Origin of the sequence: Pseudomonas sp. IPO3778 (assembly GCF_013386825.1) — a bacterium.
Lineage (GTDB): Bacteria > Pseudomonadota > Gammaproteobacteria > Pseudomonadales > Pseudomonadaceae > Aquipseudomonas.
The window spans coordinates 33,303-46,235 of record NZ_JACARC010000002.1 but is presented as its reverse complement, the minus strand read 5'-3'; the positions used below and the strand labels follow the sequence as shown (position 1 = coordinate 46,235).

The following is a 12,933-nucleotide window of genomic DNA, read 5'->3' as shown; positions in this document are numbered from 1 at the left end:
TACACAGAGCGTCCATGTTGCGCTGGGTGCGGGTTTCACCGCGGCGCGAAGTGTTGCATGGGCCCGGTACAAGAATAAAGACCGTGATCCGCTTTTTGGCGATTGGCCAGCATCCAGCAGGAAAAATCGCGCCTTGTCCCCCTGTGCTCGAGCAAAAAGAATCATTTAATTTGGAAAATGTTCATTTTTCTGCTTAATTGGCCTGCGCCCAATGGAAAGGCGAACGGGATTTTCAGGGAAGGAACACATGACTATGACGGTCAATACGCAACCACTTACCCACCACGCCGGCCTGCTGCAACGCGGGCTGACGGATCTGCGGGCAGACGATGCGGAGTTGGCGGGGCTGTTGGATGCGGAAGTCACGCGGCAACACCAAACCCTGTCACTGGCGGCGTCGTCCTGCGCCGTGAAGCCGCACATCCTCGCGGCGTCAGCCTCGGCGCTGGTCAACGTGAGGGCCGAAGGCACACTCGGCTGGCGCCATCACGCCGGTTGCGAGAACGCCGACCGGGTCGAGTCCCTGGCTGTCCGCCGAGCGCGGGAGTTGTTCGGTGCGCAATACGCCGGCGTGCAATCGCACTCGGCATCCACCGCCCTTTACCAGGTGCTGGCAGCCCTGCTGGAGCCCGGAGACACCGTGCTTGGCATGGCCCTTGATCATGGCGGGCACCTGAGCCATGGCAGCCCTGTGGCGTTCACCGGGGCGTACTACAAGGCCCTCAGGTACGGCACCACTTCCAAGGGCGTTATCGACTACGAACAGGTACGCGCGCTGGCGCTGGCTCACCGCCCGCGTGTGATCGTCTGCGGTGCCAGCGCTTACTCCTACCGGATTGATTTCGAGCGGTTCCGGGCGATTGCCGACGAAGCCGGGGCGATCCTGCTGGCAGACATTTCAACCCTCGCGGGCCTAGTGGCCACCGGGCGCCATCCGAGCCCGATCAATGCGGCCCACGTCACCACGCTGTGTACTCACACGCAGCTTGGCGGCCCGCGTGGCGGCCTGATCCTGTCCGGTCGAGACGCCGACACCAAGGTGCCTGGCCTGAAGAGCACCTTCAGTCGGCTCCTCGACCAGGCCGTGTTCCCGCGGATGCAGGGCGCGCCGGCCTTCAACATGATCGCGGCGAAAGCGGCGGCGTTCGGCTACGCCATGTCGGCGGAATTCGACGCCTGGATGGCGCGGGTTCGCACCACCGCCGATGACCTGGCCAACGCGTTTCAGTCCAGTGACTATGAAGTGGTGGGCGGGCGCAGTGATAACCACTCGGTCCTGATCCGTCTGCGCGGCGGTATCACCGGTTCCATCGCCCAGGCGGCCCTGGAGCAGTGCGGCATCATCGTGGACAAACACCGCGCACCGGGTGAGACGCGACCGTCATTTGTCGCCAACGGGTTGTGTATCGGCAGCGGCTCCCTGGCACAACGCCACATCGATGCCCAGGGATGTCGCCAGGTAGTCGACCTGATGTGCCGGGTACTCGACGCCGTCACGCCCCTCAATGAGCACAAGTACTCCCTCGACCCTGCAGTACAGAAATCCCTGTATTTACAGGCCCAAACGTTGTGCGCGAAGTATCCGCTCGCGGATTACCTGCACAACTGAGCAAACATCCAAAGGGATGTTTCATGTTATTACGAGATAAATTGCTGTACGGTGTTTAAGCGGCTGTTATAGATGGTCGCGTTATTGCTTATCTCCATAATTAACAAGCTGCACGACAGCTTGGCGTTCTCCTGGCAGTTATAAAAAGGGCTCTTAAAGTCCGTTCAACCTCCGTGAACGAAGTACTCAGCCTTTTGCAGTGAAGTCGAACTTGGCCTCTGCGCCGATCGTTATTCGACTCATGAGGAGATACCCCGTGATAACCCGAAGAAAACTCCTTTATTCAGGCGCAGCCTTGACCGGTGCCGGCCTGTTTGCGCCGCTGTGGGCAGGTGCTGCGCTGGCGCAGGACGTCAGCAGCGCCGCCACCGACGACATTGAATCGTTCCGCCAATTGTCGATGTTCCTCCTCGAGCGCCAGAGCCTGGATGCCGCCTTGTCCTTGCGCATCCTGGCCCAGTGCACGCAGAACGACGCCCAGTTCCCCGAGAGGATGAAAACGCTGTGGAGCAAGGTCGGCCAGCATCATCTGCGCAGCGTCAGCCAGTTGTCCGGCAGCCCGTTCTACCGCGATCCGGTGGTCAAGGACACGGTGCAGAAAATCGTCTCGGCCTGGTACCTCGGCTACACCGGCACCCCGGTGTCCCTGCGCGCCACCGACGGCACGCGGCTGGTGACGTTCACCGGGGCCCTGGCCTATGCGCCGACCGCAGACGCCACGGTGATCCCGACGTACTCCCGGGGAAAAACCAATTACTGGGTTAATCCTCCGGCCACGCTGGCCAACGACTAAGACAAGGCACTTTTATGAATCAGGATTTTGACGCCGATGTCATTGTGGTTGGCTCCGGCGCATTAGGTAGCAACGCAGCATTTGAATTGGCCAAGCACGGCAAGTCGGTGATTATTCTGGAAGCGGGTGAACATATTCCCCGCTGGAAGATAGTCGAGAACTTCCGCAATTCGTCGAACAAGGGCAATTACAACTCACCGTATCCCAATGAGCCGTGGGCCCATCATTCCTATGATGAGCAATACATCGAGAACACCGGTTCTTTCGAGTTCCGCCCCGGCATGTTGAAGCTGGTGGGCGGTACTACCTGGCATTGGGCGGCGGCGTGCTGGCGTTACTTGCCCAACGATATGAAGCTCAAGACCCTGTACGGCGTAGGTCGCGACTGGCCGATGGAATACAGTGAGCTGGAACCCTATTACGTGCGCGCGGAAATTGCCCTGGGCGTGTGCGGCAGCGACACCCAGGACCAGAGCGGGCAGGGCGGCGGCGCGTTCCCTCCGCGCTCCAGCCCCTATCCGATGGCGCCGGAAGGCGATACCTACCTGTTCCAGCGCCTGCGCGAACGCATGGCCCCGGCGGGGTATCACTTTATCCATGAGCCCAACGGCCGGGCTACCGAGCCCTATGACGGGCGCCCGGCGTGCAGCGGCAACAACAACTGCATGCCGGTGTGCCCCATCGGCGCGATGTACAGCGGCGATGTGCACGCCCGCCACGCGGAACAGGCCGGCGCCAAACTGATCACCGACGCCACGGCCTACAAGCTGGAAAAAGGCGCGGACGACAAGATCGTCGCCATCCATTACCGCAGCTCCACCGGCGCCGATGTGCGGCTGACGGCCAAGTACTTCATCGTTGCGGCCCATGGCCTGGAAACCCCCAAGCTGCTGCTGATTTCCGAGGTGGCCAACTCCTCCGACCAGGTCGGTCGCAACCTGATGGACCACACCGGCCAGGGCCTGCAATTTATCGCCGACGAGCCGTTGTGGCCGGGGCGCGGGGCCGTGCAGCAGGGCGGGATTTTCAATCGTCGCGACGGTGAGTTCCGCAAGGAGCGGGCCTCGGTCAAGCACTCGATCTCCAACAACGTGCCGAACATCGCGGTGGCCAAGCGGCTGATCGCCCAGGGCGTGTACGGCAAGGAACTGGACGAGCGCATCCGCCACGACGCGGCGCGTTGGGTCGACGTGTCCACTGTGTATGAAACCCTGCCGTTGCAGACCAACACCGTGCGCCCGAGCCGCACCCGCAAGGACGCCCTGGGCATTCCGATGCTGGTGGTCAATTACGAAGTAGGCGATTACGTGAAGGCGGCCAAGGCCGGCGTCACCGAAGACTACGCGCACTTTGTGCAACTGATGGGCGGCACGGTGGTGGAAGACAACACCGGCTACCAGAACCGCGACCACCTGATGGGCACCGTGATCATGGGCGCCAACCCCAAGGACTCGGTGGTCAACCACGAGTGTCGCACCCACGACCACGCCAACCTGTTCCTCGCCACCACCGGGGTGATCCCGGCGTCCGGCACCATCAACCCGACCCTGGCGGGCGTGGCGCTGAGTATCCGTATGGCCGACATCATTGCGCGGGAGGTCTAGGTCATGGGATTGCTTAAATTTCCGTTGCTGGCCTTGCTGCTCACCGCGTTGCCGGCGTTTGCCGCTGAAGACACCGCCGCGCTGATCCAGAAAGGCGCCTATGTGGCCCGTGCCGGCGACTGCGAAGCCTGCCACCGCACCGCCGAAAATGGCGGCGCGCCACTGGCTGGCGGGTACGTGATCGACTCGCCCATGGGCAAGATCATTTCCAGCAACATTACCCCGTCCAAGGCCTACGGCATCGGCAACTACACCGAGCAGCAACTGGCGGACGCCTTGCGTAAAGGCGTCAATGCCAAGGGCCAGCACCTGTACCCGGCGATGCCTTACACCTCGTACCAGGGCATGAGCGATGACGACATCCACGCCTTGTACGTGTACCTGCAACAGGGCGTCAAAGCCGTGGACCAGCCGGTGCCGGAAACCCACTTGGCGTTTCCGTTCAACATCCGCCAACTGATGTTCGGCTGGAACCTGGTGTTCCTCGACAGCCAGGGTTTTGTACCCAAGCCCGGGGCCACCGAACAGGTCAGCCGTGGCCAGTACCTGGTGGACAACCTGGCCCACTGCGGCGCCTGCCACACCCCGCGTAACGTGTTGATGGCCGAGGACAACAGCCAGTACCTGGCCGGGGCCACGCTGGGTGGCTGGGTCGCGCCCAATATTACCTCCGACAAGGTCAGCGGCCTGGGGGACTGGAGCGACGACGACCTGGTCAACTTCCTCAAAAACGGTCACCTCGCCGACAAGGCGCAGGCCGCGGGCGGCATGGCCGAGGCAGTGGAAAACAGCTTCCGCTACCTCAGCGACAGCGACCTGCACGCCATGGCCGCCTACTTGCACACCGTGCCGCCGATCCGCGACCCCGGGCAGACCGAGCGGGTAGTGCGTAAGGTCACACCGGTGGACATGAGCATCCTGGAAACCGGCCAGGGCGACCAGCCTTCGCTGGCCGATGCCACCGGCCTGAATGGCGCGCGCCTCTACAACTCGGCCTGCTCCAGCTGCCACGGCCGCGACGGCCAGGGCACGGCTGACAGGTTCTATCCGTCCTTGAGCCTCAACACCGCGCTCAACGGCAACCAGGCCAACAACCTGGTGATGGCGATCATTGCGGGCATTGACCGTAAAGGGGCCGACGGCGCCGTCAGCATGCCGGCCCTGGGCGGCGACCTGAACGACGCGCAAATCGCCGCCATTGCCAACTACAGCCTGCACACCTTCGGCAACCCGGCGCTGAGCGTCAGTTCCGAAGACGTGACCCGCCTGCGTCGCGGTGGGGATGCGCCGTTGTTGATCACCGCCATGCCGTATCTGCTGTGGGGCGGTGGTTTTGTGGTGTTGGTGCTGATCATCGTGCTGGTGCTGTGGCGGCGCCACCGCAAACACCTGCGGGAAGTGGAGGCCAAGCGGATCGCGTTGAACCGGCGTTTTCATTCCAAGTAGGTAGAAACGCAAAAGCCCCGCCTTCGGTCTGAAGCGCGGGGCTTTTTGTTGGCCGGATAAATCACCGGACATTTTCCTCGTCATACCCAACTGCAGGAGCGGGGGCGAATCCCGCACCTGAAGCTGCGACCCGACAAGGAGAGGTCATGGTCAACGTGAGTAGCCGTTCACTGATCGCACTGGGCGCGGGTCACCGTGGGGAATGCTGAAGAGATGCGGCGGTTTCGCGAGGTGTTTGCGGCACAAGTGAGCACGCTCGCAGGCTGGAAGTAGAGCCTGCCACTCGACAGTCAACAAATGATGGCAATATGATATCTCTTGATGGTTTTTTGAAGCGCTCGCGAGTGCGAGGCTTTTATTGAACAAAGGGAGTCGTAATGCTGAGTTCTGGATTCATTGGTTGGTTTTATCTGTTCCTGTCGACAATGGCGGGCCTTTTTTTTTCGCTGCAGTTCATTCTTGCGGTCTTTAAGTGGCGCAAGGTGAACTCCAGCCGTTTTCTGAAAATTCCGGCTTTCTTGTTTCTGATGCGTTGGCTTTCAAAACCCGGCGTTTTTTTGCTGTTTAGCTTCTGCCTCATGGACCTGATAGTTTCACCGTTCGCGATTCTGCATTTTCGCCCTTTTGCCGGCGTCTTCGAGCGATTGCTCGACCGGCAGTGGTTAATTATTCCAGTCAGCGTCGTCATGACCGTGGCCTATTTCTATGCGCTGCAAGGTCAGCGCCTGACACTCGGTCTAGGCGAAAAAATCTCGTTGACCTTCGATGCCAACGAAACCCTGGGGTTTCATATCGGCAGAATGGAGAAAGAGGAGAACCCGGCGCTGATTTACTTCGCGCTGCCCAAGACGGTCCAGAAAATTCGTGACAGCGGTGTTACTCAGGAATTGCACATAGGCACCTGGGCGTTTGCGACGGACCTGAGGCCCGATCGCCTGTCGAAGTTACAGGCCCATTTGAGGTGGGTCGGCCTTGACGCCACGTGGTTGAGGTGCGAATGCCGGGGTCCGAATACCTGCACCTGTTCGCGTTCGCGCAAGGTGGCTTACAGGGTGTGCCGTTACGTACTCCTGCCCTTCAGACTGGTCTCTGCCCTGATAAACTGGTTGCCCGTTGCTTGGCACATGTGGCACTTGGGCCCGCCGCCAGCTGCGCCCCAAGGGCTTTTGAAAAGGCTGATCTCCAGAAGCCTTAGCCCCTTTAATGCGACGTCCACTTACCAGAAGCTGAACGTCCATATCCTGCTGATTTTGGCCGTCGGGTATCCGGACAAAGTCGATCTTTTGACCGGATACAAGGCGCAGGTGGTGATCCCTAAAACAACCGTGGAATGGTGTAGCGCCCCACCCGACGCCGCACAAGAAGCCATTATCTCCTGACCGAGACGCAGCCTTACTGCTGGGCGATGCTGTAGCCCTCAAACGCCGTCTGCTGCTGCAGCGCGGTGATGATGCTTTTACGGGTCAGTGGCTGCTCGGCGCCGGAGTTATCCACAAAGGTTTCAACCTCAAGTTCCGCCTCGTCACCTTCACCCACAAAGGTGAAGCCGAGGAACTCAAACGCTTCACGGTCCACGTTCGGCTTGGAGCGCGGCGTGCGCATCGGCAGGGTGACGCTGATGCCGTCCTTGCTGATGGCGAACACTTCCGCTTCCTTCTTCGGCCGTGAAGCCTTGCCTTTGCCGGCGCTCGGGTTGCTGATGGCCTGGTGGGTCTGGTTCAGCACCTTGAGGGCCAGGCCGTAGACCAGTTCCTGGAACGCCGGGTCGTCCTTGAAGCTGGACAGGATGCGGCTGATGGAGAATTTGCTGTTGAGGTCTTCCAGGGCGGCGTTGTCGGCGGCTTCGGCGTCCTTGAGCTGCTTGAGCTCGCCCATCAGGTCGTAGGCCTTGTCATCGTCGAAGGCGTCGTGGGCCTGGCGGATGGCCACGCGCAGCTCGCGGATCTGGTCGCTTTCCTTGGAGGTGTGGAACGCGTCCAGCACCATCTCGCTGATGGTCTTGGCCGCCGGCACGTGCTGTGAAAGATTGATGGCGTTTTCGTATTCAGCTTTGGATTGCAAGGCGACTACGGATTCTTCGGTACGGGAATCAGACATTGAAATTTCACTACTTCAGTAAACGGGGAGACGGGAAAAGCGTCGCGCATTTTCAGCGGGGAGGGGGATCAGGTCAAGGCAGGATCCCGATGGTGAGGGCCGTCAATAGTGATAGCGACACATGAGAATCTGTATTTCACCGTCCTCAATCCCGTACACCAGACGATGTTCCGCGGTGATTCGCCGGGACCAGAAACCACTGAGGTTATGTTTGAGTGGTTCTGGCTTGCCAACACCGTCAAAAGGATCACGCTGGATCGATTTGATCAGTAAATTGATGCGTTTGAGCCCAGCCTTGTCGTTCTGTTGAAACCAGAGGTAGTCGTCCCAGCCTTCAGGCGTAAAGAGTATTTTCATTCTTCAATCAGCTGCCTCGTCTTGGCTTTTCCGGCTCGCAGGCTGTTGATCGATTTGATCAGGCGTTCCGCATTGTTGGGAGAGCGCAGCAGGTAGGCGGTCTCTTCCAGAGCGTTGAACTCTGAAAGAGAGATCATGACCACCGGTTCGCCTTTTTGCCGAGTCACCAACAGCGGGGCACGATCTTCGTTTACCCGATCCATCGTGTCCGAGAGATGGGCGCGTGCATGGGTGTAGTTGATAGTTTCCATAATAGAGTCCTCGCTTGATGGCTGAAACGTACAGAAATACGTACAGGTGTTCAAGGACCATCTTACCGGCGGTCGGGGTATCCTCGATTTAACGAAGCCGCTTGCCCATTTCGAAGGCGCGTGTTTCATAGCCCAGTTCTTCGTAAAGCCGCTGGGCTGGTTCGTTGAAGGCCCAGACGGTCAGGCGCAAATCCGCGGCGCCCTGGCGAATCGCCCAACGTTCGGCAAGCGCCATCAGCTCACGGCCAATGCCCTGGCCACGCTGGGCCTCCAGCACGCAGATCGAGCCGATCCGCGCCACGCGCAACGGTTGCAGCAACGGGCTTGCGGTCTCGATGAGTTGCACACTGATAAACCCCACGCCCGCACCTTGCAGCTCGGCCAGAAACACCGCCTGCACCCGGCTGGTCAGGCAGGGCCGCCAATGGGACTGGTCGCGCTCCACCTGGTCGGTGGCGTCACGGTAGATATCGGGCCGTTCCTGGTGGTGCAGGCGATTCAACGGCTGGCCGAGCACGCACAGGGTGTGCAGGTCATCCAGGTGGGCCTGGCGATAGGTCAATCCTTGAGACATGGCAGTCCTTCGAACGGGGCGAAGGGCGTGTTATGCCCGTTATCGGCAATCACGTAAAGGCGCGGCGCCGGCCCCAAGCCCTTCAACGAACCCGGCAATGCGCCGGCACGCTTCCTTGAGGGTGTCATCGGCGACGGTAAACGACACCCGTACAAAACCTTCGGCGCTGGGGCCAAAGGCCTGGGCATCCAGCACCGAGACGCCGGTCTGGCGATACAGTTGCCAGGCGAAGTCCCGGCCTGTGAGCCCGGTACGGCGCACGTCCACCAGCATGAACATGCCGGCCTGGGGCACTCGGCAGTCCAGGGCAGTGATTGCACTCAACGCGTTCACCGCCAGGTCCCGCCGCCGCCGATACACCGTGCGGGCATGGCTGACGACGGCCTCATCCAGTTCCAGTGCCTTGATCGCCGCCGCCTGGATAAACCCCGGCAAGCCATAAATCATGCACAGCAGCAGGTTTTCCAGATGGCTGATCAACGTGGGCGGGCCGACCACCCAACCGACCCGCCAGCCGGTCATGGCGTGGCTTTTCGACAGGCTGTTGAGCACCACCGTCCGCTCGGCCATGCCGGGCAATGCACTGATGCTGAGGTGTTGTTGGTCATAGACGAGCTGCCCGTACACCTCGTCGCAAATCACCCACAGGTCATGGGCGCGTGCCACGTCGGCGACGGCCTCCAGTTCTTCGCGGCTGTAGACATTGCCGGTGGGGTTGCACGGTGTGGCGAGGGCGATGCCTCGGGTCTTGTCGGTAATGGCCGCTTGCAGCGCGGTGCGGGTCAGGCGAAAGCCGTTGGCGGCCGGTTGCTCGACGGTGGCGAGGCGAGCCCCCGAGGCATGGACACAGGCTTCGTACGTCAGGTACATCGGCGCAGGCACCAGCACTTCATCGCCGTGGCTGAACAGGCACAGGCAGGCGGCGAACAGGCCGTTCTGCGCGCCGGCGACCAGGGCGATATTGTCGGCGTGCACCGCAATCCCCTGCAGCGCGCTCTGCCTGGCGGCGATGGCCTCCCGCAGTTTCGGGCGACCGAGCACGTGGGTGTAGTGGGTGTCGCCGGCGCGCAGGGCGTCGACGGCCACCTCGCATATCGCGCTGTCGGTGGCGAAGTCCGGGTCGCCGACACTCAGCACAATCACGTCTTCGCCGCGATGCTGGGCTTCGGCGGCGGTGTAGTGAATATCCCAGGCACTGACGGACTCGCCGCCAATGCGCTGGACAAAGGGTGAATACCGCATCCTTGCTCTCCTCGCCGGCAGCGATGCCTGCGTCAATTGGCCCACGTGAGTTCCACTGTAGAACATCGCACCTGATCCACATCAAGGGCCGGTGGACGCGCGGTACTCGCCCCACCAAAAATCCAAAGTGGGCACCGTCAATGTGGGAGCGGGCTTGCTCGCGAATGCGGTGTGTCAGTCACTGCATCTGCGACTGATCCACCGTATTCACGAGCAAGCCCGCTCCCACATGTTTAGCCCAGTGCAGTCAGTTAGAAGGTGGTACGCAGACCGACCTGCACACTTCGCCCCGGTGCCGGGGCAATATCCCGCAGGATTGAACTGGCATAACGCACGGTCTGGTTCGTCAGGTTCTCGCCGTTCACAAACGCCAGCCACTGGCTGCCGCCCACATTGAAGCGATAACCGGCGCTGGCGCCCAGGGTGGAGTAGCCGTCGGTGCCGCTTTCGTTATCCGGCACCCGGCCCTGACCCGCCGCGTGCTCGACGTCGATCCGCGCCTGCCAGCGATCCAGCTCCCACAACAGGCCGCTGTTCAAACGCAGCGGCGCAATCCGTGGCAACGCTTCACCGGTGTCCAGGTTGGTGGCGCGGGTGTAATCGCCCGACAGCTCCAGTGCGAACTTGCCGTAGGCACCTTCTCCCAGCTTGATGTGATCCTGGGCTTCAAAGCCGGCGAAACGCGCACGCACGCCGGAGTATTTGTACTCAGGGATGCCGCCAGCGTCTTCCTCGCCTTCGTCATTCAAGGTGCGGCCGCTGCCCAGCAGGCCGATGTAGTTGGAGAAGTGGCTGTAGAACACCCCGAAGCTGCCGTTGTGGGTGCCGTTGTCAAAACGCAGTGCCAGGTCGCTGGACACGGCTTTTTCCTTCGACAGGTTCGCGTCCCCCAGTTCATAGGTGCCGGTGGCGACGTGGGCGCCGTTGGCATACAGCTCGTAGAACGTCGGGGCGCGTTCGGTATAGCCGAGGGTGGCGGCCAGGGACCAGATCGGCGTCAGGGTGTATACCGCGCCAGACGACAGGCTGCCGGCGGTGAAGTCGGCGGATGTGTTGGCATTGGCAAAACGCTCATTGCCTTTGCCGTCGGGGTCGACGTTGGTGTGTTCCAGGCGCCCGCCGAGGCTCAGCTTGAGGCGCTCGGTGGCTTGCATTTCTTCGAGGATAAACAGCGCGCCGGCGTTGGTGTCGGTTTGCGGTACGAAGGCTTCTTCACCCAGGGCCGAGAATTCGTTGCGGCTGACCTGTGCGCCCACCACACCGTTGAACGGCCCGATCGGCAAGTGCCGGGCTTCCACCCGGGCCTCGTAGCCCTTGTTCTTGAAGGTGGTGCCGGTTTCGCCGCCTTCGATTTCCATGTGCTGGTAGTCGGTGTACCCGGCATCGAACTTGACCGAGGTGAACGGGCCCTGCAGGTTGCGGATCTCGGACGCAAAGGCGTAGTGATCCTGCTTCATGCGGATGCGCACGTCCTGCTCGGCCGGGGAGCCGTAGTTGCTGTCGTAGTTGCTGTAGGACAGCCCGGCGTAACCGTCGTCCCACGTGTAGGAACCGCCGACTGCGCCGCCGTCCTGGCGCCCGCTGCTGTTGCCCAGGCGACCGTTTTTGCCTTCACCGTCTTCACGCTCGGGGGCGTGGCGGCTGCGGGCAAAGCCGGGGATTTTCAGGTCGTTGAATTCCCGCGCGCTGGCGTCCAGGTGCAAGGCGAACGTGCCGTTGCCGGCTTCCAGTTTGCCGGCGCTGCTGCGGGTGGTGTCGGCGCCGCCGTAGCGCAATTCGCCGGCACCATGAATGCCTTCGATGGCTTCGGTGGGGATGCGGTTGTCGAAGGTATTGACCACGCCACCGATGGCGCTGCCGCCATAGAGCAAGGCCGCCGGGCCGCGCACGATTTCGACGCGGTCGATGTTGACCGGGTCCAGCGGTACGGCGTGGTCATAGGACAGCGACGAGGCATCCAGCGCGCCGACGCCGTTGCGCAGGATGCGAATACGGTCGCCGTCCTGGCCACGAATGATCGGCCGGCTGGCACCCGGGCCGAAGTACGACGACGACACGCCGGGCTGCTTGTTCAGGGTTTCACCCAGGCTGCCTTTTTGTTGCAGGGTCAGGTCATCGCCTTCCAGCACCGTGGTGGGCGAGGCGAGGGTGTCGCTGCCCAGGGGGTTGCCGGTGATGACTTGGGGTTGCAACTCCAGGGCGTGGGCGTGGGAGGTGATCAACAGGGTGGCGGCCAGCGGGGTGAGGCGCCAGAGAGAAGAGAGGGACATCGGTCGTTCCTTGGCAAACGGCAAAAAGAGAAGGCTGAAAACGGTAAGGGATTCGATACCCTTTGATAGTTATCGTTACAATATAACATCACTTTTTTCGCTGCCAAGGGGAACTTTCTTCAAGACCTGTAGGGGCGAGCTTGCTCGCGAAGCACCTGAGGGCCCCGCGTTTACCCAGGCAGCCCGCGTCATCGTTGACGTTTTTCGCGGGCAAGCCCGTTCCTACAGTGGTTCCCACGCTCTGCGTGGGAATGCATCCCGTGACGCTCTGCGTCACCATTGCGCAGGGCAAAAAATCGCGTCGACCGCAGGACGCAGAGCGTCCAATTCGGCATTCCCACGCAGAGCGTGGGAACGATCGAATGCGTCTACAGTTAAAGCGGTGCTTCCACCGGCCCGGCCCGTCCGCTAAGGTGCGCGGCTTCGTTTTCTTCTTTTCGCAAAAGGCCCGGCATGACCGCGACAAACAAAGACCCCCTGCACGGCGTCACCCTGGAACAGGTCCTCACCGCACTGGTGGCGCATTACCAATGGGAAGGCCTGGCCGAGCGCATCAATGTCCGCTGTTTTTCCAGTGACCCGAGCATCAAGTCGAGCCTGTCGTTCCTGCGCAAGACGCCGTGGGCGCGGGAGAAGGTCGAAGGGCTGTACGTGAAGTTGATGCGCACCAAGCGGCCGGTCGAGGACTGA

At 61.4% G+C, this 12,933-nt stretch carries 13 protein-coding genes; 7 read left to right on the top strand and 6 right to left on the bottom strand.

Annotated elements, in window-relative coordinates; all coding sequences use genetic code 11:
* Positions 1 to 14 precede the first annotated feature (14 nt).
* The 6 genes from HX855_RS00320 (at position 15) to HX855_RS00295 (ending at position 6,831) form a co-directional block, all read left to right on the top strand.
* Complete coding sequence (locus tag HX855_RS00320) at positions 15 to 197, top strand: hypothetical protein (RefSeq protein WP_177088610.1); 183 nt, start codon at positions 15 to 17, stop codon at positions 195 to 197.
* A gap of 56 nt (positions 198 to 253) precedes the next feature.
* Entirely contained in the window at positions 254 to 1,609 is a 1,356-nt protein-coding gene (gene glyA, locus HX855_RS00315) for a serine hydroxymethyltransferase (protein WP_177088679.1), read from the top strand.
* 256 nt (positions 1,610 to 1,865) lie between these two features.
* Positions 1,866 to 2,402, top strand: coding sequence for a sugar dehydrogenase complex small subunit (locus HX855_RS00310; RefSeq protein WP_177088612.1), 537 nt, complete (start codon positions 1,866 to 1,868; stop codon positions 2,400 to 2,402).
* Positions 2,403 to 2,416: 14 nt separating this feature from the next.
* Complete coding sequence (locus HX855_RS00305) at positions 2,417 to 4,006, top strand: GMC family oxidoreductase (protein WP_177088614.1); 1,590 nt, start codon at positions 2,417 to 2,419, stop codon at positions 4,004 to 4,006.
* Between the two features lie 3 nt (positions 4,007 to 4,009).
* Positions 4,010 to 5,452 (top strand): cytochrome c, encoded by a 1,443-nt coding sequence (locus HX855_RS00300; RefSeq protein WP_177088616.1) that lies wholly within the window; start codon positions 4,010 to 4,012, stop codon positions 5,450 to 5,452.
* A gap of 377 nt (positions 5,453 to 5,829) precedes the next feature.
* Positions 5,830 to 6,831, top strand: coding sequence for a hypothetical protein (locus tag HX855_RS00295; RefSeq protein WP_177088618.1), 1,002 nt, complete (start codon positions 5,830 to 5,832; stop codon positions 6,829 to 6,831).
* A 13-nt stretch (positions 6,832 to 6,844) separates the two neighbouring features.
* On the opposite strand, the gene HX855_RS00290 is transcribed toward HX855_RS00295, so the two are convergent.
* The 6 genes from HX855_RS00290 to HX855_RS00265 all read right to left on the bottom strand — a co-directional run bounded on the left by HX855_RS00290 (position 6,845) and on the right by HX855_RS00265 (position 12,243).
* Positions 6,845 to 7,549, bottom strand: a complete 705-nt coding sequence (locus HX855_RS00290; RefSeq protein WP_177088620.1) for a hypothetical protein — start codon at positions 7,547 to 7,549, stop codon at positions 6,845 to 6,847.
* Positions 7,550 to 7,651: 102 nt separating this feature from the next.
* Entirely contained in the window at positions 7,652 to 7,906 is a 255-nt protein-coding gene (locus tag HX855_RS00285) for a Txe/YoeB family addiction module toxin (protein ID WP_076015650.1), read from the bottom strand.
* The gene (locus HX855_RS00280) at positions 7,903 to 8,157 is read right to left on the bottom strand and encodes a type II toxin-antitoxin system prevent-host-death family antitoxin (RefSeq protein ID WP_177088622.1); all 255 of its coding nucleotides are present in this window, start codon (positions 8,155 to 8,157) and stop codon (positions 7,903 to 7,905) included. The genes HX855_RS00285 and HX855_RS00280 overlap by 4 nt, the downstream gene beginning before the upstream one ends.
* 88 nt (positions 8,158 to 8,245) lie before the next feature.
* Positions 8,246 to 8,731 carry an N-acetyltransferase gene (locus tag HX855_RS00275; protein WP_177088624.1) on the bottom strand — a complete coding sequence of 162 codons (486 nt, stop codon included), beginning with the start codon at positions 8,729 to 8,731 and terminating at the stop codon, positions 8,246 to 8,248.
* A 39-nt stretch (positions 8,732 to 8,770) separates the two neighbouring features.
* A complete protein-coding gene (locus HX855_RS00270; RefSeq protein WP_177088627.1) occupies positions 8,771 to 9,973 on the bottom strand; it encodes a pyridoxal phosphate-dependent aminotransferase in 1,203 nt (400 codons plus the stop codon).
* Between the two features lie 251 nt (positions 9,974 to 10,224).
* Positions 10,225 to 12,243: a TonB-dependent receptor gene (locus HX855_RS00265; protein WP_177088629.1), complete on the bottom strand. Its 2,019-nt coding sequence runs from the start codon at positions 12,241 to 12,243 to the stop codon at positions 10,225 to 10,227.
* Between the two features lie 453 nt (positions 12,244 to 12,696).
* On the opposite strand from HX855_RS00265, the gene HX855_RS00260 reads away from it, so the two are divergent.
* The gene (locus HX855_RS00260; protein WP_088426947.1) at positions 12,697 to 12,933 is read left to right on the top strand and encodes a VF530 family DNA-binding protein; all 237 of its coding nucleotides are present in this window, start codon (positions 12,697 to 12,699) and stop codon (positions 12,931 to 12,933) included.

Excerpts from the sequence above, each read along its gene's own strand:
- HX855_RS00280 (WP_177088622.1), bottom strand. The coding sequence starts at position 8,157 with ATGGAAACTATCAACTACACCCATGCACGCGCCCATCTCTCGGACACG.
- HX855_RS00260 (WP_088426947.1), top strand. The coding sequence starts at position 12,697 with ATGACCGCGACAAACAAAGACCCCCTGCACGGCGTCACCCTGGAACAG.
- HX855_RS00270 (WP_177088627.1), bottom strand. The coding sequence starts at position 9,973 with ATGCGGTATTCACCCTTTGTCCAGCGCATTGGCGGCGAGTCCGTCAGT.
- HX855_RS00300 (WP_177088616.1), top strand. The coding sequence starts at position 4,010 with ATGGGATTGCTTAAATTTCCGTTGCTGGCCTTGCTGCTCACCGCGTTG.
- glyA (WP_177088679.1), top strand. The coding sequence starts at position 254 with ATGACGGTCAATACGCAACCACTTACCCACCACGCCGGCCTGCTGCAA.
- HX855_RS00295 (WP_177088618.1), top strand. The coding sequence starts at position 5,830 with ATGCTGAGTTCTGGATTCATTGGTTGGTTTTATCTGTTCCTGTCGACA.
- HX855_RS00320 (WP_177088610.1), top strand. The coding sequence starts at position 15 with ATGTTGCGCTGGGTGCGGGTTTCACCGCGGCGCGAAGTGTTGCATGGG.
- HX855_RS00275 (WP_177088624.1), bottom strand. The coding sequence starts at position 8,731 with ATGTCTCAAGGATTGACCTATCGCCAGGCCCACCTGGATGACCTGCAC.
- HX855_RS00290 (WP_177088620.1), bottom strand. The coding sequence starts at position 7,549 with ATGTCTGATTCCCGTACCGAAGAATCCGTAGTCGCCTTGCAATCCAAA.
- HX855_RS00305 (WP_177088614.1), top strand. The coding sequence starts at position 2,417 with ATGAATCAGGATTTTGACGCCGATGTCATTGTGGTTGGCTCCGGCGCA.
- HX855_RS00285 (WP_076015650.1), bottom strand. The coding sequence starts at position 7,906 with ATGAAAATACTCTTTACGCCTGAAGGCTGGGACGACTACCTCTGGTTT.
- HX855_RS00265 (WP_177088629.1), bottom strand. The coding sequence starts at position 12,243 with ATGTCCCTCTCTTCTCTCTGGCGCCTCACCCCGCTGGCCGCCACCCTG.